Annotated in this window: 28 protein-coding genes and 2 pseudogenes; 6 read left to right on the forward strand and 24 right to left on the reverse strand. The window is 34.9% G+C overall.

The genetic code is table 11. The annotated features are described in order from the left end of the window. Positions 1-114 precede the first annotated feature (114 nt). The 6 genes from ACIQXH_RS08155 to ACIQXH_RS08180 form a co-directional block, all read right to left on the reverse strand. Positions 115-1,131 carry a LacI family DNA-binding transcriptional regulator gene (locus tag ACIQXH_RS08155; RefSeq protein ID WP_403122998.1) on the reverse strand — a complete coding sequence of 339 codons (1,017 nt, stop codon included), beginning with the start codon at positions 1,129-1,131 and terminating at the stop codon, positions 115-117. A 258-nt stretch (positions 1,132-1,389) separates the two neighbouring features. Continuing rightward, positions 1,390-2,034, reverse strand: coding sequence for a bifunctional 4-hydroxy-2-oxoglutarate aldolase/2-dehydro-3-deoxy-phosphogluconate aldolase (locus tag ACIQXH_RS08160; RefSeq protein WP_403123001.1), 645 nt, complete (start codon positions 2,032-2,034; stop codon positions 1,390-1,392). Positions 2,035-2,077: 43 nt separating this feature from the next. After that, positions 2,078-3,031, reverse strand: coding sequence for a sugar kinase (locus tag ACIQXH_RS08165; protein ID WP_403123005.1), 954 nt, complete (start codon positions 3,029-3,031; stop codon positions 2,078-2,080). A gap of 17 nt (positions 3,032-3,048) precedes the next feature. Next, entirely contained in the window at positions 3,049-4,596 is a 1,548-nt protein-coding gene (locus ACIQXH_RS08170) for a tagaturonate reductase (protein WP_403123008.1), read from the reverse strand. A 16-nt stretch (positions 4,597-4,612) separates the two neighbouring features. Further along, positions 4,613-6,109, reverse strand: a complete 1,497-nt coding sequence (locus ACIQXH_RS08175; protein WP_403123011.1) for a UxaA family hydrolase — start codon at positions 6,107-6,109, stop codon at positions 4,613-4,615. 185 nt (positions 6,110-6,294) lie between these two features. Next, a complete protein-coding gene (locus ACIQXH_RS08180) occupies positions 6,295-7,305 on the reverse strand; it encodes a zinc-binding alcohol dehydrogenase family protein (protein ID WP_403123013.1) in 1,011 nt (336 codons plus the stop codon). Positions 7,306-7,559: 254 nt separating this feature from the next. Here ACIQXH_RS08180 and ACIQXH_RS08185 point away from each other — a divergent pair, with 254 nt between their 5' ends. Beyond that, positions 7,560-8,426: an AraC family transcriptional regulator gene (locus ACIQXH_RS08185; protein WP_403123015.1), complete on the forward strand. Its 867-nt coding sequence runs from the start codon at positions 7,560-7,562 to the stop codon at positions 8,424-8,426. A gap of 169 nt (positions 8,427-8,595) precedes the next feature. Here the strand turns inward: ACIQXH_RS08185 and ACIQXH_RS08190 are convergent, their stop codons facing one another. Further along, positions 8,596-8,862: a MazG-like family protein gene (locus ACIQXH_RS08190; protein WP_403123018.1), complete on the reverse strand. Its 267-nt coding sequence runs from the start codon at positions 8,860-8,862 to the stop codon at positions 8,596-8,598. Here ACIQXH_RS08190 and ACIQXH_RS20445 point away from each other — a divergent pair. Beyond that, a pseudogene (locus tag ACIQXH_RS20445) lies at positions 8,767-9,182 on the forward strand (tyrosine-type recombinase/integrase); the annotation flags it as partial. The gene ACIQXH_RS08190 and the pseudogene ACIQXH_RS20445 sit on opposite strands and share 96 nt — an antisense overlap. Positions 9,183-9,681: 499 nt before the next feature. Here ACIQXH_RS20445 and ACIQXH_RS08200 read toward each other — a convergent pair. The 3 genes from ACIQXH_RS08200 to ACIQXH_RS08210 all read right to left on the reverse strand — a co-directional run bounded on the left by ACIQXH_RS08200 (position 9,682) and on the right by ACIQXH_RS08210 (position 11,255). Beyond that, positions 9,682-9,933: a hypothetical protein gene (locus ACIQXH_RS08200; protein WP_403123022.1), complete on the reverse strand. Its 252-nt coding sequence runs from the start codon at positions 9,931-9,933 to the stop codon at positions 9,682-9,684. A 98-nt stretch (positions 9,934-10,031) separates the two neighbouring features. Then, on the reverse strand, positions 10,032-10,856 hold the full coding sequence (locus ACIQXH_RS08205) for a hypothetical protein (RefSeq protein WP_403123025.1): 825 nt from the start codon (positions 10,854-10,856) through the stop codon (positions 10,032-10,034). Between the two features lie 39 nt (positions 10,857-10,895). Next, complete coding sequence (locus tag ACIQXH_RS08210) at positions 10,896-11,255, reverse strand: hypothetical protein (protein ID WP_403123028.1); 360 nt, start codon at positions 11,253-11,255, stop codon at positions 10,896-10,898. 112 nt (positions 11,256-11,367) lie between these two features. Here ACIQXH_RS08210 and ACIQXH_RS08215 point away from each other — a divergent pair, with 112 nt between their 5' ends. After that, on the forward strand, positions 11,368-11,742 hold the full coding sequence (locus ACIQXH_RS08215; protein ID WP_403123031.1) for a hypothetical protein: 375 nt from the start codon (positions 11,368-11,370) through the stop codon (positions 11,740-11,742). 48 nt (positions 11,743-11,790) lie between these two features. Beyond that, on the forward strand, positions 11,791-12,174 hold the full coding sequence (locus ACIQXH_RS08220; protein WP_403123033.1) for a hypothetical protein: 384 nt from the start codon (positions 11,791-11,793) through the stop codon (positions 12,172-12,174). 579 nt (positions 12,175-12,753) lie between these two features. On the opposite strand, the gene ACIQXH_RS08225 is transcribed toward ACIQXH_RS08220, so the two are convergent. The 5 genes and pseudogenes from ACIQXH_RS08225 to ACIQXH_RS08245 all read right to left on the reverse strand — a co-directional run bounded on the left by ACIQXH_RS08225 (position 12,754) and on the right by ACIQXH_RS08245 (position 15,069). Further along, complete coding sequence (locus ACIQXH_RS08225; RefSeq protein ID WP_403123036.1) at positions 12,754-13,767, reverse strand: HNH endonuclease; 1,014 nt, start codon at positions 13,765-13,767, stop codon at positions 12,754-12,756. Between the two features lie 290 nt (positions 13,768-14,057). After that, positions 14,058-14,306, reverse strand: a complete 249-nt coding sequence (locus ACIQXH_RS08230; RefSeq protein WP_403123039.1) for a hypothetical protein — start codon at positions 14,304-14,306, stop codon at positions 14,058-14,060. 15 nt (positions 14,307-14,321) lie between these two features. Next, a pseudogene (locus tag ACIQXH_RS08235) lies at positions 14,322-14,414 on the reverse strand (zinc-ribbon domain-containing protein); the annotation flags it as partial. Positions 14,415-14,512: 98 nt separating this feature from the next. Next, positions 14,513-14,791 carry a DUF559 domain-containing protein gene (locus ACIQXH_RS08240; protein WP_403123042.1) on the reverse strand — a complete coding sequence of 93 codons (279 nt, stop codon included), beginning with the start codon at positions 14,789-14,791 and terminating at the stop codon, positions 14,513-14,515. A 44-nt stretch (positions 14,792-14,835) separates the two neighbouring features. Further along, positions 14,836-15,069 carry a zinc-ribbon domain-containing protein gene (locus ACIQXH_RS08245; RefSeq protein WP_403123260.1) on the reverse strand — a complete coding sequence of 78 codons (234 nt, stop codon included), beginning with the start codon at positions 15,067-15,069 and terminating at the stop codon, positions 14,836-14,838. Between the two features lie 408 nt (positions 15,070-15,477). Here ACIQXH_RS08245 and ACIQXH_RS08250 point away from each other — a divergent pair, with 408 nt between their 5' ends. Then, positions 15,478-16,737, forward strand: coding sequence for a hypothetical protein (locus ACIQXH_RS08250; protein WP_403123045.1), 1,260 nt, complete (start codon positions 15,478-15,480; stop codon positions 16,735-16,737). Between the two features lie 301 nt (positions 16,738-17,038). Next, a complete protein-coding gene (locus tag ACIQXH_RS08255) occupies positions 17,039-17,797 on the forward strand; it encodes a tyrosine-type recombinase/integrase (protein ID WP_403123049.1) in 759 nt (252 codons plus the stop codon). A 141-nt stretch (positions 17,798-17,938) separates the two neighbouring features. Here ACIQXH_RS08255 and ACIQXH_RS08260 read toward each other — a convergent pair whose 3' ends face one another. From ACIQXH_RS08260 to ACIQXH_RS08300, 9 genes are all read right to left on the reverse strand, one after another. Next, the gene (locus tag ACIQXH_RS08260) at positions 17,939-18,718 is read right to left on the reverse strand and encodes a sulfite exporter TauE/SafE family protein (protein ID WP_403123052.1); all 780 of its coding nucleotides are present in this window, start codon (positions 18,716-18,718) and stop codon (positions 17,939-17,941) included. Between the two features lie 50 nt (positions 18,719-18,768). Next, entirely contained in the window at positions 18,769-18,996 is a 228-nt protein-coding gene (locus ACIQXH_RS08265; RefSeq protein WP_403123263.1) for a sulfurtransferase TusA family protein, read from the reverse strand. A 39-nt stretch (positions 18,997-19,035) separates the two neighbouring features. Further along, a complete protein-coding gene (locus ACIQXH_RS08270) occupies positions 19,036-20,163 on the reverse strand; it encodes an MBL fold metallo-hydrolase (RefSeq protein WP_403123055.1) in 1,128 nt (375 codons plus the stop codon). Positions 20,164-20,218: 55 nt separating this feature from the next. Next, positions 20,219-20,614 (reverse strand): DsrE/DsrF/DrsH-like family protein, encoded by a 396-nt coding sequence (locus tag ACIQXH_RS08275; protein ID WP_402991914.1) that lies wholly within the window; start codon positions 20,612-20,614, stop codon positions 20,219-20,221. A 33-nt stretch (positions 20,615-20,647) separates the two neighbouring features. After that, the gene (locus ACIQXH_RS08280; RefSeq protein WP_403123057.1) at positions 20,648-21,217 is read right to left on the reverse strand and encodes a sulfurtransferase TusA family protein; all 570 of its coding nucleotides are present in this window, start codon (positions 21,215-21,217) and stop codon (positions 20,648-20,650) included. Between the two features lie 53 nt (positions 21,218-21,270). Continuing rightward, entirely contained in the window at positions 21,271-21,567 is a 297-nt protein-coding gene (locus ACIQXH_RS08285; protein ID WP_402875408.1) for a rhodanese-like domain-containing protein, read from the reverse strand. A gap of 19 nt (positions 21,568-21,586) precedes the next feature. Then, entirely contained in the window at positions 21,587-21,952 is a 366-nt protein-coding gene (locus ACIQXH_RS08290) for a rhodanese-like domain-containing protein (protein ID WP_402875435.1), read from the reverse strand. A 20-nt stretch (positions 21,953-21,972) separates the two neighbouring features. After that, positions 21,973-22,452: a DsrE/DsrF/DrsH-like family protein gene (locus tag ACIQXH_RS08295; protein WP_402991923.1), complete on the reverse strand. Its 480-nt coding sequence runs from the start codon at positions 22,450-22,452 to the stop codon at positions 21,973-21,975. 162 nt (positions 22,453-22,614) lie between these two features. After that, positions 22,615-22,875: a metal-sensitive transcriptional regulator gene (locus tag ACIQXH_RS08300; protein WP_402875404.1), complete on the reverse strand. Its 261-nt coding sequence runs from the start codon at positions 22,873-22,875 to the stop codon at positions 22,615-22,617. Positions 22,876-23,007: the final 132 nt, after the last annotated feature.

A 23,007-nucleotide genomic window follows, 5' to 3' on the forward strand; every position in this document is an offset into this window, starting at 1 on the left:
CATTCACATTTCAACACATTTTTTTGAATATTTTGATTTTTTTAAATTAAACAAAAAAATCTACCTCAAATAATATCTCTGAGATAGATTTTTCGATTTCCTAAAATTATTTCACTATAAATTTTTATCTGATGATGAGTTAAAGTAAAGTTCGGATGGAAGAACAATTTTACGTGGTTCTTTCGGTGCCACCTCTTCAATTCGTTCGATTAATAGTTGCATTCCGATATAGCCAAAATTATAAGCAGGCTGTCTTGCTACTGATAAAAATGGTTCATCTTCAGTATATGACGGTACATCATCATATGAAATAATCGCTATATCATCTGGTACTTTAATATTTTTTTTCTTGAGCGCTTTTATTGTACTCAGTGCAAGAAAGTTATTTGTGGCAAAAATTGCGGTAGGTCTTTCTTCAATAGGGAACTTTAAAATTTTCGAAACAATTTTCGAAATATCATTGTATTGAAAATTACTTTCAAACAAATACTTTTCATGTTTTTCAATGCCATGCAGTTTTAATGTGCTTAAATATCCTTCCTGTCTTTCTCGAGCAGTAGAAATAGTTAAAGGACCATTGATTATCGCTATTTTTCTATGACCCTTTTCGATTAAATGTTCGATTAGTTTTCTAGAGCTTGTATCATTATCACTTACTACTTGGTCAAATACAGTATTATTTTTAATTGTTCGATCGATTAATACTATAGGAATGTCATATTTTATAAGACTTTTTATTTTTCTTGTAGAATTGTCATTCGCTGGTGCAATTAATGCTCCTGCAGAGCCTGTTGATATTAACATATCGATATATTTTGATTCTTTTTCATTATTTTCATCCGTGTTACAAAGAATTAATTGATAACCTGCTTGTAACGCTTTATCCTCTGCACCACGCGCTACGATTGTAAAAAATGGATTGGTTACATCGGTTATGATTAATGTAATTGTTTTGGATTTTTTAGATACTAACGTACGGGCCGAGTTATTTGGATGATAATTTAACTCTTTGATGATTGCTTCAACCTTTTCACGTGTCTTATCACTAATATTCGCTGACTTATTAATTACTCTTGAGACGGTCATAGGAGATACATTAGCTTTTTTTGCTATGTCATATATTGTAACCATATATGCACCTAACCTTTCTAATTCTTAATCTAAATAATGTTTGTTTATTTTCGATACACCATGTTATCGGTAACATCGCTAGTTACTTGAATTATATAATTTTCTATAATTGATATGCAACTGAATATTTTGAATAGATGTTAGGAAGTAGCGTTTGCATTTATCTACTATAGACAGCAAGTTAGATCCAAATGATTGAAATAATAAAAGTAGTTAACTGAGCGCTCCAGTTAACTACTTAGTTTAAAGTTATATTTTTTATAATATTTGCCTTGCATTTAATACTGCTTGTACAAAAAGCTCAGACTTTTCCGTCAAAGCTCTACAAAATTCTTCATTCACTTCTTTTTTTGTATTTACTAATGTACTTCCTACGCCAGCTGCAACAGCACCCGCTTTTATATAATAGCCGATGTTATTAATGTCGATTCCACCTGTTGGCATCAGTGGAATATGTGGTAACGGTCCATGGATATCCTTTATATACCCTGGTCCGACTATATTAGCAGGGAAAACTTTTATAATGTCCGCGCCATGTTCATATCCCGTTAAAATTTCAGTAGGCGTTAATGCACCTGGTACACTTATTACACCATATCGCTTCGTCATTTTAATCGTTTCAGGATTTACTGTAGGAGAAAAGATAAATTTCGAGCCTGCCATTATTGCTGCTCTTGCTGTTTCTGGATCTAGTACCGTTCCTGCACCTACAATCACCTTATCCCCCATTTCAGCTGCTACCTTTTCAATTAAAGATAATACCTTTGGAGTTTCAACTGTAATTTCAATTCCTTTGATTCCACCTGCATGTAATGCCTTTGTAATTTGAATAATATTATTTTCTGTAGCTCCACGAATAACTGCTACAACACCATTTTCGGTGATTTGTTCTAATAAGTTCATTGCACGCCTCCAAATTCCAGCTATTGGAAATTAATAAAAACGGTTATCTTTGAATATCTTCACTATATGTGTGACTCATAAAATTTTCTAATTCTGTTTTTTCAGGTAACCCCTCGAAATCACCTAACGTCATTGTAGCTAAAGCACCAACTGCATTACCCATTTTCACCACTTCATCTACTGGTAAATTATTTAGAAGTCCCGAAATCACGCCAGCTGCAAAAGCATCTCCTGCTCCAACAGGGTCGATTACTTGATTAACTTGAAAGCCATTTACTAACGCTGACTGTTCTTTTGTAAAATAATATGCACCCTTTGCGCCAACTTTAATGATTACTAATGAAGGGCCTAATTGAAGAAATAACTCGCCTAGCTTTTCGGGATCATCCTCTCCAAACATAAACCGCCCTTCGTCTACGCCTGGAAGAATTATGTCTGACAACGCTGCAATTTCAGTTAACACTTTTCTTGCTACTTCCTCCGACCAAAGCTTTCTACGCAAATTCGGGTCAAAAATCACCTTAACCCCATTTTTTTTAGCGATTTCGATTGCATTGAACACGCTATTCTTACAAGATTCACTTAATGCTGGTGTAATACCAGTAATATGTAAATACTTAGCACTCGCTATATACTGTTCATTTAAATCATCTGGACACAACTGACTCGCTGCTGAATCTTTTCGATAGTATTGTACATTGACGTTGTTTCCATTTTTCACTTCTTTGAAATACAGACCAGTTGGATGTTTATCATCAAATTGAACTTGGCTAACATCTACACCTTCTCCACGAACAAAGGCTACCATTGCTTTTCCAAAGTCATCCTGTCCCACTTTACTAATCCATCCAGCCCTATGACCTAAACGGGTTACCCCAATCGCTACATTCGTTTCTGCTCCACCAAATCGTTTAGAAAAACTTCCTGCATACCTCATTGATAGTGATACCTCAGGAGTAAAAACAACCATTGTCTCCCCTAACGTTACGACATCCATAATTACACCTCTCACTACTAAAAATTTATGCTGTTAACGTGCCTATTTCCCCTGAATAACTCACCCATTGCCTTACCTACTCCGTTTGCGATAATTTTTTCTGTATAATTTGCAATCGTTTCTGTCAATCGTTCAACATCATTTAAATTTTCATCCCATAGCAATTCATTTTCTAAAATGCATGAAATCATTTCATGTATGCTTTGTGAAGTGCCATCATATTTGCTCCATGCCATATAAAATGTAGCGATAGCCTCTTTAGAATCACGCACTTTGTATTCCTCTCCATCACTACGTCGGCAAAGTAAATGTTCCGCATCTACTATTTTTGTAGATTGATAATATACAATTAAAGCAGCGAATGAAAAGGCAATATTTTGTGGAATGCGATTATTTTCTTTTATAGATTTCATTAAAATTGGTAACACTCGTGCTTTAAATTTTGAAACAGCATTTAACCCTAAATCGCTTAAGTAATGCTTGACGAATGGATTTTTAAAGCGGTCTAAAATCGAGCTAGTAAATTTTTGTAGCGTCTTTTCATCAAAATCAATCGTCGGTAAAATTTCATGATGGATAGATTGGTAGATAAAGTTATATAATGTCTCATCCTTCATGGTCTCATAAACAGTATTTAGTCCAGACAAGTAACCAATTGAAAACATCATTGTATGAGGTGCATTTAAAATGTTAACCTTTAAATTACGATATGGCGTAATATCACCCCACCTCACATTTAGCCCTGCCTTGTGAAACGGCAATTTTTCTGCGATTTCCTCTGTCGCCTCAATGGCAAATAAATGATACGGCTCACCTACTACAAGGAGTTCATCCCTATAGCCTATTTTTTCTTGAAATGCATTTATCGTATCTTTTGGGTAACCCGGAATAATACGATCCACTAATGTGTTACAAAAATTATTATCGTTCGAAATCCATTGTTTAAAATCATTTGGTAACGCCCAGTCATCTGATATTTTTAGCACTAGTCGCTTTAATACCTCGCCATTATTTTCAATGAGTTCACAAGGGATTACCGTAACACCTTTATTTTTATCTCCATTGAAGGCTTGAAAGCGATGATACAAAAATGCTGTCAGTTTCCCTGGAAAAGATAATACAGATTGTTCAGGCGTAAATGGTTCATAATAATAGGTCAAACCTGCTTCTGTAGTATTTGAGAACACAAACTCAATATCCTCAGACTCTGCGTATTGTAGCACTTCATTCCAACTTTCATACGGATTAACCCATTTGTCTATTGAAGAAATAACCTCAAAATGTTCAACGATTTCACCCTCGTCAATACCTTGTTGCACAAGTGTATAGAGCCCATCCTGCACATCTAGTTTTGGTACAACTTTCCCATGCGGGGTTGGCTGAATGGCTACAATCTTTCCATTAAACAGCCCTTGCTTATTCATTTCATGGACCATCCAATCTACAAAGCCTCTTAAAAAGTTTCCCTCACCAAACTGTACAATTTTAACTGGCAAATTCCTTTGGTATTGAAATTGTACAAGCTCCGATTTTATATTAACTGACTGCAAGTTTAGCTGTTTCATTGTCTCGCCCCTTTTTTTAAAGCATGACGCCATCTTTAAATATAGCGATTTCTTTAAAGCCAAATTGTTCATTTTTTGCTTGCACTTCACCTGAAGCAACCTTAATAATGTAGTCGAAAAGCTCTTCCGTTAACATTTCCATATTTTTATCTACTACTAATTGTCCAGCATTAAAATCAATCCAGTTTTTCTTTTTCTCATACAGGCTATTATTTGTTGAAATTTTTATAGTAGGGACTGGACCTCCAAATGGCGTCCCTCTTCCTGTCGTAAATAAAATTACATGTGCGCCCGCTGCAGCCATATTTGTCACACTAACTAGGTCATTCCCTGGTCCTTGTAATAGATTTAAGCCGTTTTTCTTTAAGCTCCCACCGTATTCCAATACGTCGACTACTTGTGCAACGCCACTTTTTTGCACATTTCCTAATGATTTTTCCTCTAGTGTAGTAATGCCACCGTCTTTATTTCCTGGAGAAGGATTTTCGTATACAGCCTGACCGTAGCCAATAAAGTATTGTTTAAAGTCGTTTACTAAATTCACAATTTCATCAAACACTTTTTCATTTGCAGCGCGTCCCATTAAAAGCTGCTCTGCTCCAAAAAATTCTGGTACCTCCGTCAAAACCGTCGTACCACCCGCTGCAATTAATTTATTTGAAAATGATCCAAGGAGTGGATTTGCAGTAATTCCTGATAAACCGTCAGAGCCACCGCATTTCAATCCGACTTTCAGCTTTGAAATCGGCACATCTTCACGCTCGAATTGAGAGGCATACGTGACAAGCTCCTCTATTGCTTCTAAGCCTGCCTCAATCTCATCCTCAACTCCTTGAGCCGCTACAAATTTCACGCGATTATCATCATATACGCCTAGCACTTGCTTAAATGCCTGTATATTATTATTTTCACAGCCGAGTCCAAGCACAAGTACACCAGCAGCGTTCGGATGGTTTACAAGGTTCCGAAGAATTTTTTGCGTATTCGCTAAATCATCGCCTAGCTGAGAGCAGCCAAATGGATGCGGATAATGATATACACCATCGATGACATAACTTTGATGGATTTTATTTGCCGTTACTGCAAGATTTTCAGCTATTTTGTTGATACAACCAACTGTATTAATAATCCAAATCTCATTACGAATTCCGATTTCACCGTTGTCTCTTACATAGCCTTTAAACGTTCTTTCAGCGAAACAATTGGCTCCGACATTCGCTACTTCAGGTGTGAATTTATATTCCAGCACACCTTTCAGCTTTGTTTCAACATTATGTGTATGCACCCATTGCCCTACAGCAATATCGCTCTTCGCCTGTCCTATCGGAAAACCAAATTTTTTCACATCTTCTCCAAGATGAATAGGTGTTAATGCAATTTTGTGCCCATACGGTACATCTTCAGTAACTTCAATCATTCGATTATTGATTTCTACGTGCTCGCCAGCAGTAAAGTTTTTTAACGCGATAAATACATTATCATTTTCATTTATAATCAAGTATTGTCCTGTCAATATAATTCCTCCAACTATCACAAAATGATAAGCAGTTAATTAAGATTACTACTTTTTGAATAACAAAAAGTAGCTGCAAATAGAACTACTATGGCTTTAATGGAAACTACTCTTTCAAAAGACTTTTCTAGCAATGCTCGACAATTATTTCATGAACATGTCTTACTTTTCTATACATTCAAAAGTTAGTCCAAAGTAATTACAGCCTTATTGCTATTAAAATTTTTGTTTGTAAAATGCTCGACAGCTTGCTCAAATGAAAGGTTTTGTGAGATGTATGCTTCTGCATCTATTTCTCCATTTTCCATAAACTGAATGACATGCTGGAAATCTTCCAATGTAGCATTTCGACTACCCATTAGCGTTAGCTCTTTCGAATGGAAATCAGGGTCGTTAAAGGTAATTTCACCTTTAAATAAGCCTACATAAATTAATTTCCCACCGTGCGAAGCATAATTAAACGCTCCCATCATAGAAGCTGCATTACCTGTCGCATCTAACACAATCGTCGGTAAATTGCCTTCATTGAGATTTCGTAAAATTTCCTCGTTATTCTCGCTTGATAGAACAATGGCATCGCAGTTTGTCCATTCCTGACAGAACTTTAAGCGCTCTTCACTAATATCCATTACAATCGTTTTCGTTCCACTTAGCTTTGCAAATTTCGCTACCCCTAAGCCAATTGGTCCTGCTCCAATGACAAGCACCGTATCTGCTTGCTTTACGTCTGCCCTACGAATTGCATGTGCACCAATACTTAATGGCTCGATAAGTGCAGCTTCGTCTAACGAAAGGTCATTTACTTTTAGTACATGTGACGCTGGAAGCACGAAAAACTCCGTCATTCCCCCATCAATATGCACTCCTAATACTTTCATGTTCGTACAACAATTTGTTTTTCCGTTTTTACAAGAAATACACGTTCCACAATGCATATACGGAATGACTGTCACAATATCTCCAGCATGAACGGTACTAACCCCTTCGCCAACTTCTACTACGACGGCTGCTAATTCGTGCCCTAAAATACGTGGATAGTGGAAAAATGGCTGATTCCCTCCATATGCATGAATATCCGTACCACAAATACCAATTCGTTTAATAGAAAGTAGCACTTCTCCTGCATTTACGGTATTTACATTGTCTTGTTCAATAATCTCGATCTTTCCTGGCTCCTGACAAATGATCGTTTTCATAATGTACGTTCCTCTCCCTATTCCCGATGTGAATATATTTATCTGATTTCTAGAAAAATTGGTCGAGCTTACAACTAAAGCTCATTTTTTTACAATGAAAATTAAAAATTCAGTCACTTTAACTTCTAGTTGCTCTGCTTGGTTTCATAAAAAGTATATCATCAATTTTAAGAATAAAAATTGATGATAATTGATAATTTATACTGTATTTTGATATTATTAGAAGAATAAAAGCTTATGAGGATGTGCTGACATTGAACAAAAAAGCAATTCGTAAATCTTTCTCATTGGAGAAATTGTTTCCGTTTGAAATCGTGTATAAGGATACAAAAAATCCACAAAACGAATTACCGAATCACTTTCATGAATGGTATGAAATTGTGTATGTCTATAAAGGAAGCGGGACGTTTTTTATTGACCAATCGATTCAATACATGAGCGAGGGTGATTTATTTATCCTGCCTGGTAGTATTATTCATCACGCTACACCGGATAAGGACAATCCGATTACATCGACCGCCATATTTTTTGACCCATTATTAATTAGTCATCGCAATTTTTGGGAACCATTCTCGTTATTACAAATATTTGAGGAATGTGTGAAAAGTAAAAGCTTTAAATATAGTTTAGAGCCACAGCAAAGAGAAGTAGTCATGAATTATTTAGAGCAGCTGCATAATGAAAGCATCGAAAATAAATTAGGCGCTGCACAAGCGATGATCATTCAGCTACAAAGCATGCTTCTATACTTGAGCCGTACGAAACTAGAAAACACCATTGCAGGAAATGAAGGCGAAAACGCGTTACCAATTTGGCTAAAACACGTGTTGAATTATATCGAGGGTAACTTCAATAAACAGTCGGTCGACCTATATACACTATCAACTTACGCACAAATCAGCCCTGAGCATTTAAGCCGTGTATTCAAGCAAATGACCGGCATGAACATATCTGAATACATTACAACAAAGAAAATTTTATACGCAAAGGAGCAGCTACTTCACACGAACGATACAGTCGAAACCGTCGCCAAGGAAAGCGGCTTCAACAGCATGCCCCACTTTCACCGTACATTTAAAAAATTCTACGGCATGACCCCTGCTAATTATCGAAAGCATTGACTAGATAGGATGTAATGCGAAGAGCTAGGATTTTTTAAGAGTCATAGGGCATTGGGGGTTTTGAGCATCATGGAATAAGTATAAAATGGACGGCTAGGATGGTGGGCCCTCCAAAATATTAAATATTATTTTGTTCGATCCATAAAATGATGCAATATTATACTTTTCTTTATTTTTCTTTATTTTTTTCATTAATTGCTTTTTCTATATCTATTTGCGTCTCATTCGCAAACAAAATCGCATATATTAATACATCTGCTAGCTCGTCCTTCATGTTATCCAAGTTCTTTTCAATCGCTTCTTCGCTCGTTTTCCACTGAAATAATTCTAGTAACTCACTTATGTAAAAACAACTAAAACAGGTGTTGCTCGTACTATTAAAATGGATAATAAGACGATGGCAATTATGAAGAACTGGAAGAAAAAGCAGAAGCAAGACTATTTAGTACTAGGCTTAAATACAATGCAGCCTAAACAACTCGTATTTAGTAATGAGCAAAATGAGTATTTACAACCAACTAAGACTCGTAAATGGATCTTACACATACAGTACAAATACAAGCTCGGTACCATTACAACACATGGCTTACGTCATACCCACTGTTCATTGCTATTTGAAGCGGTGCTAGTTTAAAAGAAGTTCAGGATCGTTTAGGACATAGTGATGTACAAACGACAATGAACATCTATGCACACGTTAAGAAGAAAGCTAAAGAAGAGGCTATACAGAAGTTTGCTAGCTATCTTGAAATGTAACTTTCATGAACACGTTTTGACTACGTTCGATTGATATTCATTGACACTGTTTGAAATATAAAAAACACCAAAACCCTTATTTATCAAGCAAATGAAACAAAAAAACCACCAAACAGTTATGTATGGTGGAGACGGTGGGAGTCGAACCCGCCTTAACTAAAAAGTGCTGTAATATCAGTGTTTATAAGGTTCTTATTGTAATCTAAAAAATTTTGACGATGGTTTTGACTATGGATTGACTAAATTACTTCCGGAGACAAGTTTTTTATTAAGCATTCATCTAAAATACTGTTACTGTTATGTTTATGTTTTAAAATATAAACATAACAGTAACATAAACTACTTATTTGGCCTGATTTTTTAATATAGTTTTTCAATATTTTGTTATGCTTACTAAAGATATTCGCTATTTTATCTAATTTCTTTCTTTTTTATTTCTTGTATTTATTACTGCCTTATTGCTTAATGAGAACTTTTTAAAAAATTCTCCTCTAAAAATTCAATAAATAAATGAAATGGCATCTTTAAGTATTCTTTCGAAAACTTCAATAAAATTATTATCTTCTAATCCAAACTTTTCTGATGCTTTCTCGTAACTTTTCCCTTTTCGATGACCTGAACCCGTAGATCTTAAACTTTGCAAATTTCTCAAAAATTGAATATGTTGTTCATATTGACTTATTTTTTGCTCTTCAAAAAATCTTTCAATTAAAGATATACTTCCTTTCAAATCATCTTTATTACTAATCACTTTATTTAATGCTTTCTCATTTAAGGGATCTATTAAAGTTTTTACGAGGGACAAAACTAATCCGTCGAATTCAACTTGGGATTTAGAAACTGGTATTCTCAAATGCTCGAAGTTATATCTATCTTTCTCTGATAGTTCCAGGAATAATTCCCAATCAAATTTTTTAATCCACTTATTTTTAAACATATTAAAAGTTGTTTAAACCTCAGATCAGCTACCTCAGGATCAGCAAATTGAGCGAGGAAATCTCTCTTAAATTTAGTTTCACTTAATATTCCATCTGGAACTATATTAAAACTTTTCCAATAGACTTGCTCTTTATTAGGAATATCACGACCTAAATCTCCAAGATAAACTGAAACGTAATCTTTAGACAAATTATCTATATTTAATAGCCATAAACCCTGACACCGAATATGTCCATCATTTACCTCATAGAGTTCTGGTTTTGAATAATATTTAGTCAAAACATCTTTTGAAAAATAAACGGGAGTTAAATAATGAGGAGCTTCAGGATTTGCTCCAAAATAATTACTTAATTTATCTGGATCTGAATTGTATTTTATTTCCGCTCCATCTTCATCGACACCTATAATATATTCTTCATATTCCTTTTCCTTATCATATGGCCAGTAACCACACTCCTCTATATTCACACCAAATAATATCTTTTTACCATGGATAATTGAGTAGGATTTTATATCTGTAGATTTATAATTTTTACAATTATAATCGAAACAACAATCTGATCCAAAATGTTCTTCGAAAACAGGTTCTAATTCTAATTCTTCAAGTGTTTGAGCTGAAGTATACTTAATGTCAAAATACAATGCTATTGCCATTTGTTTAACGGCCGCAAAACGTTTTAAATAACTTAACTTTATATAAACATTACCATGCTCTTGTTTGATAACAGGATCCAATTCACCATTATCCGAAATATAGAAATGCTTATTTTCCTTTTAGTCATAATATAAGTTATTAAGTAAACGAAATTCTTCAGATATCTCAATATATGAGTCTTTAACTCCGCTAAAATCTCTAAAAAAAAGTAGAGGTTCATACATATCGCCAGAAATTCTATCATATTCAATACTTTCATTACCATATTTAATAAACCCAGGAGACATGCTTCCTATCTGATGTTCCCAATTAGTTGTTTTAAGTGCATCTTCCACTTTTTCACTTGGTACTAACCCTGTCCAAAATAACCCGTCTGCACCGTTCATATTTCGATGTCCATATACTTGAACCCAAAGGTCTTTTCCAAATCTGTTTATTATAAAATTCATATTTTCTATTTGCACTATCTGTTCCTTCATATTATTCCTCCTGTTAATATTTGAACTCATTTATCAAAAATGGCGGGAATAGTTTACCAATATATAGTAACATATAACTAAAATAAAATATTATTTACTTTAGGAGGAGGAAATGATTAATCAACATTGGGATACAAAAGAAAAAGCTATTAAAATTAAAGAAGATTTCGATTTCCCTATATCAATTGAAAAAGAAGAATCTGAATTCAAAATAATTAGTTATACTCTTTTAGTCAAAGAACATTACGATGACTTACATAACCTACACACAAAAAAAATAAATCAATCTTATAAAAGTGTACACAATGATTATTTGGAATTTAGATTAAAAAACAGAAATTATTGTGATAAAACATTCAATCCCTTATATTTCATTACAATTTCACCAAAAGGAGAACCACTTAAAGAAGACAATGAAACAACTTTCTATGTAGGCTCTACTAACTCCCAACATAACAGATTTCTTAATGGTCATAGAGCAACATAGAAGCTGTTAAACCCAGTCTACCATCAATTTATGAAACACATTTATTTTATGCAGATATGGGTAAGGTACAGTCATTTAGGTATCGAAAGAGAAGTTCCTCTTGAATGGTTAAGAAATGAAGAATTAGTAAATGATATAATTATCTTTATCGAATACTTATTTATCTACCAAGGTAAATTCGTAGGCAATAATGATGGGAAAGATAAACGGAAACGAAAAACAAATTATAGAAAATGGGAAGACTATTTCCCAGATGAAAATGAGGGAATTTTTATAGTTTTAGATCCAAGTATTAATTCACCATTCTTAAAAGAAGAGGGTAAAATTTTTTGGACTGGTGTAAGTGCTGACCTATATGTTGAGTATTTAACAAACCAAGCAAAATTAATGTACGATTATGATACTGCTGAATACTTAGAGGAATGGGAATAGCATTTATAATTTCACAAGACTATCAATCTCTTATGTTGCTATTACCCTATTTTATGAAAAAGCAAAAGAAAAGGTATTAATAAGATGGTTATCCAATACTTTTCCTCTTCAGGATTCAGTCGCCATACAAATTGCGTTTCTCTTAGATTCATATTCTTCCATATTTCTATAATGTTGATGGTACTTTGCCCATGACGGCAACACTTCACCTTTCTTAATATCAAATAATCCATCAACTTCCCAGTACCCATAAACGCATGTATATTTTGAGCATTATGTATATACTTCTATTTAGCATCTACTTTTTTAGCTTCTTTCAAACCAACCAAAGAATAAAAAATATTTCCTTTACCGACTTCAATTTATTTAACAATCCTTATGGGTGGCCACTCTGCTCAAAAAGTCCTCTCCATTCAACTGCAAAATAGATTTTCTGATGTCTGGATCTATATGACCTTCATAATGATGTTTTATCCCCAAATCTTGCATAACATTCAAGTAACTTTCTGCAGGTGAACTTGCTAAATCACTATAGAAATCACCTGATCCTGCACGTGGAATAGGGAGTGAAACTATTTATCAACCATAATGTAGCTCTCGATGACAATTTGGACAAACAGCAATTGCGTTTTCAACCGTATCCTCCCCTCCGTCTGCTAATCTCTTAATATGATGCACTTCTAAATAAAGGGTTCCATCAGAAGCTCTTTTAAATGGTGCTTCTTTTTCACATTTCTCACAAACTCCATTTGCTCGAATTAAAACCTCTGCAATAACATCTGCATTCCGCTTAAAAGCCTTTATTTTTACTTCATAAGCGTCTGGATAAACTGAGATTCTACTTTCTAAGCGGACTCCCCTATCCGTGTCTCCATCAATGATAGCCTGATTCACAGCTCGGTAAAGCTCTTCATCAATATCTACAGTATGGTTTAACTCTTCGAGCATTTGCACCATCAATTCAAAGTGTCTTTTTTCAATTTCAAACAGTGTTCCTCTATGAAAATGAACAGCTACACAGTCTTCTAACTCCTTAGATTTTTTTAAAGTTTCTAAGTTTAAAACATTCTCATAGTCTTCTATTTTTTGAAATTCCACAAAGATTTCATTATCTTCTTCATATTTATCAACTACTTTACACAAAGCCGTGATGGCTCTTACATCGCCCGTCTCATATGCAATGGCCAGATCTCCTACTTTAATCTCATTAAAGCATCTTGGATTTTTACGTTTTTTCCCATCAACATTAAAATTAGAATATGTTTGGCTTGTACCTATTTTTATAATAGAAAATGACCATGCATAGGCTATTGAATCCACGTTTAACCAAAAGTATCTTGCTTGGTTTTTAAATTCAGGTAAAACGATATATTCTCCTCTTCCAACTCTTTCAAAGTATCTCTTATAGGTTGGACTATGAGTATTTTCAGTTGCATTTGAAAGAATAACCCTCATATGGTTCTCACTTGCCTGTATTCCTTTCCTTTTGCAATAACGTTTTACTTTATCAAATGTAATCGGCTCAGTAATTTCGCCAGTTATTACTGCATTTATAATCTCAAATCCTAATCCACTGTCTCCATGTTTAGCCATTCATAAAACAACTCCTATATTTAGTAACTTCAATAAACAATGATATAGATTATGGAATATTAGGATATATCTAACAAAAACCCTAAACTATATGAGGAATAATTCTCCATGATTATGACCACTTATAGATGTCATAATAACCCTACAAAACTTAATAAAAAGCCGTCTGAACATCCTGAAAACAAGGTTTTGGCTATTACTTTCGATTGATTTAGAGGGAACACTTTGTCGGAAAAACCATTGTCAAAACAATATATTCATCTTAATTTAGGGTATTGTTTATATTTTAACTATTCGTTTATTTTACTATATATCCCCTTTTTGACTAATGCCCATTTTCCACTTCTTTTAACTGCATACCAAATAGATTTGTTAATAGCATTTTCTATGTACGTGTCAAAAACAGGTTTATGGTACATTGAACTTTTAAATAGTTCCACCAGTTTTTTATTTGAATACTCTTCTCCAATCGGTACATTTTTTTCAAACTCTATTATGTATTTAAGAGTTTCTACATTTAAGGAATACTTTTCCTCCATTTAATCTTCCCCCTATTAATCACTTATCTTTTTACAATACTTGCATTTAGGTCTTCTTCTACTATTAGGAGAATCTTGCCATTCATGACCATTCTCACATAACCACCAGTATTCTGTTCTTGCTGAAACCTCACTTCATAAGGACTTGTAACATCTTTAGTAGGATGCCAGTGCTTAGCGAGTTCTGGCTGATTGTCTTTTGCGAATTATTTACATTTCTCTTCAATCATTAACAATACTTCCTTTATCATTTCCCCAACCATTTTATTTGTTTTCCTTTCATACAAATACTCATGAACCCCTTCAATTTGGAGTCGAGCCAATCCATTATCTCTTACCCTTATTAAGCGATATCCATTTTCTTTTATTAAACGACTTTTTTCACGACCCATTTCCAATTTTCCTCTATGAGTATGTCCACCGTCATATTCAATTATTAGATTGAGAGATTGGATGATTACATCAACTGACTTATACTTACCCAATCCCTCAATATTTGTGTTTAATTGTGCATCCTTAAATATTTGCTTTATGTAAAAATAAATTTCCAGTTCTGGGAATCCGACATTATACCTTCATGGCACTTAGGACAGCCAGTGTGCTTAATTGCTCGACTTTTTGCTTGTGTTTCCCAAACATGACCACACTCTTTACAACGCCATGTTATATACTTATCTGAACCAGCTCTGACATTGTTTGGTGTATTACTTTTATTATCAGTTGAATGCCACTCTTCAATTAAATCCTTGCGGTCAACTGCAATAAAACCTCTTGTATTTTTTTCATATTAACGTCCCAAAAGTTATTATATTACCTTAGCTTTTAATATTATTTATAACTGAGTTTTCGTTTTCGTTTAATATCTTGTACTTAAAAGTTTGAGTAATTTGCTTTAATAAGGATAAGCCAAAGGGAACGGTTAAAATCCCCTTACATCACTTTGTTGGAATAAGTCAACGACTCACACCTTATAGGAGTGTATTTATTTTCCCTACCACTTCCAATATATAGTAAAACATTATCATATTACGGCATGAATAGATTACTATAAATAAAAACTAACTATGAAATTTTAATTAGTTAAACGACTATTTTTTAAAAAAATTATCGTTAAAATGCTAGGAATTTCAATTTAAATACAAATACTAATCTATCGTTGGAGGGAAATTATATGGATAATATTATCGGAACAATTGCAATGATTTTAGCAATAGGAATTATTGCCTTTCTAATTTTCAAAAAATTTAATAAAAGTGAATTAACAATTGACAAACAATTTGATAATGAAAACTCTCTTCTAATTGAACTTACATGGGAGGTACAAAGTATTAATTCAACAGGTTTAGCTTTATACCGTCAACCAGAATCTTTGACTTTAACAGACCATTTAAAAAGTCACATTGGGGATGTTATTAGATTTTCGCCAAATGCTAAAGACATTGTAAAAAGTGAAAAGAAAGTAATAGTTAAATTTAGTGAAGAGATTCTCGAAAAAGTAAAATCAGGCGAACTTAATGTAATGAAGAAAAAAGGCTCTACAGATCAGTTCAGGGCAATTGCTGTTGATAATAAAAATAAAATTAAAGATCATGGTTGGTTAGAAATTAAAGACATAAAAAAAGTGAATCCTGCTCAATTAGCGAATGCAATTTTAGGAGTAATGACTGTTATTACTGCTCAAGAGCATTTAGATAGAATAAATAAACAACTAACTATTATTGATCAAAAGATTGATACTTTAATACGCCTATACAACAATGATAAATTTGGAAATATACAAGGGAATATCCGTTATCTAAAATCCATCTTGCCAAGTATTATTAATCAAGATGAAAAATTACAGATTTACGTAATAAAAATCGAAGATATTTCATTAACTTCTTATAACGAAATAGAGTCAGTTTTACGTGAACTACCATTTTTAATAAATAACGCTTCTCTTATTACAGAAAAGGCAAAGTTTGGAATAGATAAAATTGTTAATGAAATTAAAGAACTTACATCTACGTTTGAACAAAAAATCTTATTAGGATATGGTAATTTGGAAGTGATGTCGGTCTGTTTAAAAATCATGAATGATTTAGGTAATAATTCGGAAGTTAATATCAACAGATTAGCAGATATTGAAAACTATTATAAACAATTAACTGAGTATCACAATCAATTCGAAAACATCTTAAAGGATAAAAACCTTGCTCTTGATGCAACGTTTAGAAGAAGTAAAACAGTTAATAATAAAAAAGAGGAAATTAAAAAGCATCTATCATATCATTACGAAACTATTAATAATAACATGTCGGCAGTAAATCAGCATATTATCCAATTAAAAAGTAGTGATAAAGACTCTATTAAAGGGCCAGTCAATCTTCAAATTGAATATGGCGAAATGGAAAATATAACCGCTGTATATAGATTAAAACAGGTAAATTAACAAAAGGGAGTAGAATTACCTACCCCCTTCTTAGAAAGGGATAGTTTTAACCATATAATGTAATTATAAGATATCATTTTCTTTCTCTATTATTAAATAGTTTTTTCTAATACTTGAAAAAAGTTTCTCGATCTTCCCTTTAAAAAATATATTTAATTCATCTCGAATCAATGGGTATTCACCGAATAATCCCCTTTAAAATGGAATAAGTCCTTAGTAAATCCCATAGTAACATATTGATTAGCTATAAAAAACAGAAAGCGAGGAAATTAACATGCCAAATTGGTGTAGAGGCTACTTATTGGAATCCTTATCACCAGAAGATATTCTAACCGATAAAGAGTTTCTTGATTTCGGGACTTATTTATCAAATCAAAACTATGCTAGTGCAGAATCTCATATGGGTCGTGCAGCTGAATTTTTAAATTATCTTTTAACCGAAGAAGAATTACAAATCTGGTCTTTAAACGAAGGACATTTGATAACCCATGATCGCATTATTCAATATGAAAGCTATTTAAAAATGCGCATATCAAATAATGAGATTACTGCACATACTGCGTACAAAAAATTACAAACTGTGAGACTACTTTGTAAGTATTTAGATTTTAAAAACATAACTTCATTAAATTACTCAATACCCAAAGACATGATTCATGCTTCAAACGAATCTAATTATTATTTTGATTCTGCAACAATTCTGGAGCTAATAAATAGCATAGCTTCTACAACAAGTCCAATAAGATCAAGGGACATAGCTATTTTATTAATTCTAGTAGATATTGTACTGAAAACAGGTACATTACAAGATCCCCGAAATGTGTTACGAGTAATGAAACGACTGATTGCTGCTTCTAATGTTACACCAATTCGTTTTCATGATATCCGTCACACTCATGCTTCCGTCTTGATTTCAGAAGGTGTAGATATTGTGAAGGTTGCCCAACGGTTAGGACATGCTAATCCTAAAATCACATTAGAAACATATGCACATCTAATGCCAAATGTTGATAATGACTTAGCAGATATTTTTCAAAATGCAATTCAAAAATCACGTTAGCAAAATGTGAGCAAATCCCTAAAATGAGCAAAATTCAGCCGGTGAGACAACAACAAAAAAAGCTACAAACCTTGTGATATCAAGGATTGTAGCCTTTGGAAAGTGATGACCTGTGAGGGGCTCGAACCCCCGACCTCAACCCTACACCAAAATCCCCAACCAAATTTTCACCGCTGTTGCTAGTATTAAAAGTGCCAATATAACTTGAAGGATTTTTGTGTTCATTTTCTTCCCGGCCATTGCACCAAGTGGGGCTGCGATGATACTTGCAACTATCATTATAATTGCCGGGTAATAGTCAACTTGGCCTGTAGAGACCTTGCCGACCGTTGCCCCAATGGAGGAAATGAAGGTAATGGCTAGTGAAGAGGCGATTGTTACCCTCGTCGGTATTTTCAAGACAACCAGCATAATCGGAACAAGTAAGAAGCCTCCTGCTGCCCCGACAATCCCGGAACCCAAACCGACTATTAAGGCAAGTAATGCCGCTAACCATTTATTAAATTTGACCTGGTCCAACGGGATATCATCGATTCCTTTTTTCGGTATGAACATCATCACCGCCGCTATTAAAGCAAGCAGGCCATAGACGATATTGATCCCGTCTTCCGACATCGATTGCGAACCGAAACTTCCGATTACACTTCCTATTAATACGCTGATACCCATGTAGAGAATCAGTGGCTTGTTTAAATATCCGCCTTTTCGGTAAGCCCATACACCGCCGATGGAGGCAAATAATACCTGTACGGCGCTAATCCCTGAAACTTCGTGGGCACTGAATGCCGCTAAACCGAAGATCGGCGGAATGTATAAAAGCATCGGGTACTTGATGATCGATCCGCCTATGCCAAGCATTCCTGAAATATAGGAGCCAATGAAACCAATTAAAAATATGGTGATAATAAAAGTAATGTCCATGTCAGTCTCTCCTTTAGAAGAAGGGAACCTAATTGGCCCCCTTATCTTTATCAGCCTTTTCTAATCCAGAATTTCAACACGCCATTATCTTCTGTCATTTCAATTAACTCATGTCCACCTGATTTTGACCAAGCCGCTAAATCTGCTTTTGCGCCTTTATCTGTTACATGTATTTCCAATACTTGACCGGATTCTAATTCATTCATCGCTTTCTTTGTTCTTACGATCGGCATTGGACAAGCCAAGCCCTTAGCATCTAATACTTTTTCTGAATTCATCATGATAAATCTCCTCTATTCATAGTTTTTTATGATGTTTTAGCGTACCGCACAACGATTCGGTCCAATTTCCATTTCACGTTGTTTTTCCTCATCAGGCGTGATTTTCCCCATGTTCGTTTGACGGATTTCTTGGTAAGCATTCGGTTGTGGAGGTAGGTTTCCCGTTACCATCTCTCTGAACTCTGCTTCGTCTGCAATATTCAGGCCATGATTTTCTTCAAACAACGATCCTAACTTCTTAGCGACGCTGCCGTCTTCGTTCAATTCTTCAATGATCATGAAATGAGATGGCAGGACAATCAACTCGTCAGACAGTTCTTTGTAACGTGTATAAAGGGTTTCTCTCAAGTCGCCAACCCAATCTTCAGCCAATCCAGCTAGATCTGGTCTACCAATCGAATCGATGAATAGTATGTCCCCAGTCAAAAGGTATTTTTCATCGACAACAAATGAAGTAGAACCAATTGTATGTCCTGGAGAATATAAAGCTTGGATTTCAATATCTGTATGACCGATTTTGACCACTTTACCATTCTCTAAAGGCTCATATTCAAAGACCACTTCCGTTGCATCTTTTGGCGGCAACCAATACGTTGCATTCGTGCTTTTTGCGATTTGTCTACCACCTGAAATATGGTCAGCATGTAAGTGTGTATCAAATACTTGTGTGATCTTTGCACCGATGCTTTCTGCAAAATCAAGGTAAGTATCAATCATCCTAGTGGAGTCAATAAGGGCTGCTTCTCCATTGGAAACGACCATGTAGGACAAGCATCCTTTTCCAAGACGGATAAATTGATAGATCTCCCCACCATCCTTCAAATCGCCAATTTTCAATGGCTCTAAGTGTTCACTCCACGCTTTCATTCCGCCCTTTAAGTAAGAAACTGTTAGCCCTGCATCAGATAGCATTTCTGCTACCATAACGGATGAGCCTTCTTTTGCACATACAACCAGAACTTCCTTATTGGTAGGAATTTTATCCATGATTTCTTCCACACCATCTAGCAATTCGAAGTACGGCATATTAAAGTAGTCGAAACCCGCTCCTTCAATTTTCCAATCGTTAAAATCATTTTCATTACGAACGTCAAAGATAAATAGCTCATCTTTATTGATTACTTTCTTTGCCACTTCTTTAGCTGTCATTTCATTGTATGACATTCTATATACCCCCTATAGTATATTCCATTTCAAATTTTTTTCTTTTTTTTAGCTATTAAAATGTTAAAGTAACATCCGCATCTTTAGCGAATTCCAAGAAGGTTACAGCGCCGCCGACTTCAATTCCGTCAACGAAGTCTTCTTTCACTAGTCCCATAACATCCATTGTCATTTGGCATCCGATAAATGTAACGCCTAATTCTTGGGCCATAGCAAGTAATTCTGGAATGGCCGGTACATTGGCCTTTGCAAATCCTTCCGCAAAATGTTCTTTGCCTTCTGGCATCGGAAGTTGTTTATTGCCTTCCTTGTGGATTAAGTTTAATCCTTCAAATGTGAAGAAAATGGCAACCTTTTGATCTGTTGCTGCCGCTGCTGTGGCAATATTAAAAACTTTATATGCGTCAAATAATCCACCGTTACTAGCGATGATTGCTACCTTTTTAGTCATCCTTCATTCCTCCATATTAGTAGTAGTTTTTTATTAATTCACTGATTTTTCTGTCGGACCATTCCATTGGCTCATGCCAGGCATGACATTGATTACTTGCTTAAATCCTGATTCTGTAAGTTTTTGTGCAGCTAGGTCACTCCTGCTCCCAGTACGGCAAATCACGTATATCTCGGATTCTTTATCCAGTTCACTTAGACTGCCATCCAAATCACCCAGGGGAAGGGATTTCGCCGTTGGAATGTGTTCAAAAGCATATTCTGCCGATTCTCTTACATCCAACACAACAATATTTGGATTTGCCTCTATTTTTTGTTGAAGCTCCTCATTCGAAACAACGTTCGGGTGTTTCTTTTCGATACTTTCTTCTCCGCTTGATTTACGAAGGTAATGTTTTAGAACAGTTCCTTCTTCGACTGTACCTAAATATTGATGACCTGTACTCTCTGCCCAAGCTTTCATGTCGGCCGTTGAACCTTTATCCGTTGCTTGGACTTCCAATACTTCACCGGACTCCAAGGCGTTTAAAGCCTTTTTGGTTTTGACAATGGGCATCGGACATGCTAATCCTCTTGCATCTAATACAGAATTTGTTTTAATCATGTTTCTTCCTCCTCATTTTATACTGCATGGGGTATTTAACTATTCAAAAAAAATTACGCGGTTGGTCCGTTCCAGGCAAGCATTCCGCCTGTCATATTGATTACTTGGTACCCATGATCCTCAAGTAGTTTTACGGCCTTTGAACTTCTTCCACCAGAGCGGCAGACCATGATATATTCTTTTGACTTGTCCAGATCTTGCATCTTGAATTCTATTAGTCCTAAAGGTATATGCATGGCAGATGGGATTTTACCCGTTTTCACTTCATCCACTTCACGTACATCGATAATATTCACTGGTGCCTTTTGATTTAAAAGAGTTTCGACTTCCTGTGTTGAAATTTCCTTCATAGCAGACTTCCTCCTTTTATTAGTGCCAAGCACTCATTCCGCCTTTAACATTCGTGATTTCTTTGAATCCCATTTTTTTCAATAACTTACTTGCCTTACTGCTTCTCATACCACTTTGGCAGATTACGAAAACTTCTTGGTCTTTAGAGAGTTCTTTCACTCTATTTTGCAGTTCGTATAAGGGAATGTTTTTAAATCCCTTGATATGGTTTCCCCTAAACTCATTAGGCGTCCGGACATCAATATATTGCTTACTTTTATTATTCAATTGTGTTCTTAATTCGATCGTAGTAATCTGTTTAATCCCTTTTGCCGGAATAAATCGTTGATACAAGAACCAGACAATTACAGCAATCATGAGGATATTTAATAGTGTACCCAATATAGCTTGATTCCTCCCTTACCTTAGATAAATAAGTTGACGTTACCATCTTCTGCGTCAGCTAAATAAGCAGCCACACCCGCATATTCAATGCCTTCTAGTAACTCCTCTTGCTGCAAGCCCAGTAAATCCATGGTCATTGTACAAGCGATTAGTTTCACTTCTTGTTCTTGGGCCATTTCGATTAAACTAGGGAGGGACATGGCATTATGCTTTTTCATGACATGCTTGATCATTTTAGGACCCATGCCTGCAAAGTTCATGTTGGATAATCCCATTTTATCTGCACCACGCGGCATCATTTTGCCAAACATCTTTTCAAGGAAGCCTTTTTTCAGTGTCAATGGCTCATCTTTTCGTAATGCATTCAACCCCCAGAATGTATGGAAAATGGTCACTTCATGATCGTAAGCCGCCGCTCCATTCGCAATAATGTAAGCAGCCATTGCCTTATCGTAGTCTCCACTAAATAAAATGATCGTCGTTTTTTTCTGTTCTGTCATTAGTATTTCCCCCTGAATTTAAATTACCCTATTGGGTATTTTTTAAAAGTTACCTTTATTCCATTATACACCCAGGGGTATATAATAAGCTAAAAAATAATAGTAGTCAACCCAATTGGAGAGCTGGCCAGTCTATATAATTGTGTTATTTATTGGACAATATTATCTACTTTTAATTAGTAATTCAACAGCTTCTTTGACAAGGCTATCTGTATCTTCGCCTTTCATGACATTCTCCCTCACACATTGTTCAAGATTTGCGCTAACAATGACTCCCATCGTCCTATCAATGGCATTTCGAGCTGCTGATAACTGAGTGACGATATCTCTGCAGTCCTTGCCTTGTTCCATCATGCCTAGCACACCTTTAATTTGGCCTTCAATTCGTCTTAACCGATTGATGACGCTTTTATCGTATTCCATGATTTATACCCACCCACCTATCTATATAGACAAACAAAGAACCTGTGGAACAACTTATATCCCAATAATATACCTATAGGGGTATATTGTCAAGCTAAGTTCTTTCACTTTTATTTCGAACAAAAACTAAAG

The sequence above is a fragment of the Peribacillus sp. NPDC097225 genome (assembly GCF_044761955.1).
Taxonomy (GTDB): domain Bacteria; phylum Bacillota; class Bacilli; order Bacillales; family DSM-1321; genus Peribacillus.

Bases quoted from the DNA above. Each gene is read 5' to 3' on its own strand.
- ACIQXH_RS08270 (WP_403123055.1), bottom strand. From the start codon at position 20,163: ATGTCATACAATGAAATGACAGCTAAAGAAGTGGCAAAGAAAGTAATC.
- ACIQXH_RS08220 (WP_403123033.1), top strand. From the start codon at position 11,791: ATGCAGATATGGGTAAGGTACAGTCATTTAGGTATCGAAAGAGAAGTT.
- ACIQXH_RS08300 (WP_402875404.1), bottom strand. From the start codon at position 22,875: ATGGAATACGATAAAAGCGTCATCAATCGGTTAAGACGAATTGAAGGC.
- ACIQXH_RS08280 (WP_403123057.1), bottom strand. From the start codon at position 21,217: ATGATTAAAACAAATTCTGTATTAGATGCAAGAGGATTAGCATGTCCG.
- ACIQXH_RS08265 (WP_403123263.1), bottom strand. From the start codon at position 18,996: ATGAATTCAGAAAAAGTATTAGATGCTAAGGGCTTGGCTTGTCCAATG.
- ACIQXH_RS08170 (WP_403123008.1), bottom strand. From the start codon at position 4,596: ATGAAACAGCTAAACTTGCAGTCAGTTAATATAAAATCGGAGCTTGTA.
- ACIQXH_RS08225 (WP_403123036.1), bottom strand. From the start codon at position 13,767: ATGGCTAAACATGGAGACAGTGGATTAGGATTTGAGATTATAAATGCA.
- ACIQXH_RS08285 (WP_402875408.1), bottom strand. From the start codon at position 21,567: ATGAAGGAAATTTCAACACAGGAAGTCGAAACTCTTTTAAATCAAAAG.
- ACIQXH_RS08165 (WP_403123005.1), bottom strand. From the start codon at position 3,031: ATGGATGTCGTAACGTTAGGGGAGACAATGGTTGTTTTTACTCCTGAG.
- ACIQXH_RS08275 (WP_402991914.1), bottom strand. From the start codon at position 20,614: ATGACTAAAAAGGTAGCAATCATCGCTAGTAACGGTGGATTATTTGAC.
- ACIQXH_RS08215 (WP_403123031.1), top strand. From the start codon at position 11,368: ATGATTAATCAACATTGGGATACAAAAGAAAAAGCTATTAAAATTAAA.
- ACIQXH_RS08295 (WP_402991923.1), bottom strand. From the start codon at position 22,452: ATGACAGAACAGAAAAAAACGACGATCATTTTATTTAGTGGAGACTAC.
- ACIQXH_RS08210 (WP_403123028.1), bottom strand. From the start codon at position 11,255: ATGAAGGAACAGATAGTGCAAATAGAAAATATGAATTTTATAATAAAC.
- ACIQXH_RS08260 (WP_403123052.1), bottom strand. From the start codon at position 18,718: ATGGACATTACTTTTATTATCACCATATTTTTAATTGGTTTCATTGGC.
- ACIQXH_RS08230 (WP_403123039.1), bottom strand. From the start codon at position 14,306: ATGGAGGAAAAGTATTCCTTAAATGTAGAAACTCTTAAATACATAATA.
- ACIQXH_RS08155 (WP_403122998.1), bottom strand. From the start codon at position 1,131: ATGGTTACAATATATGACATAGCAAAAAAAGCTAATGTATCTCCTATG.
- ACIQXH_RS08180 (WP_403123013.1), bottom strand. From the start codon at position 7,305: ATGAAAACGATCATTTGTCAGGAGCCAGGAAAGATCGAGATTATTGAA.
- ACIQXH_RS08250 (WP_403123045.1), top strand. From the start codon at position 15,478: ATGGATAATATTATCGGAACAATTGCAATGATTTTAGCAATAGGAATT.
- ACIQXH_RS08160 (WP_403123001.1), bottom strand. From the start codon at position 2,034: ATGAACTTATTAGAACAAATCACCGAAAATGGTGTTGTAGCAGTTATT.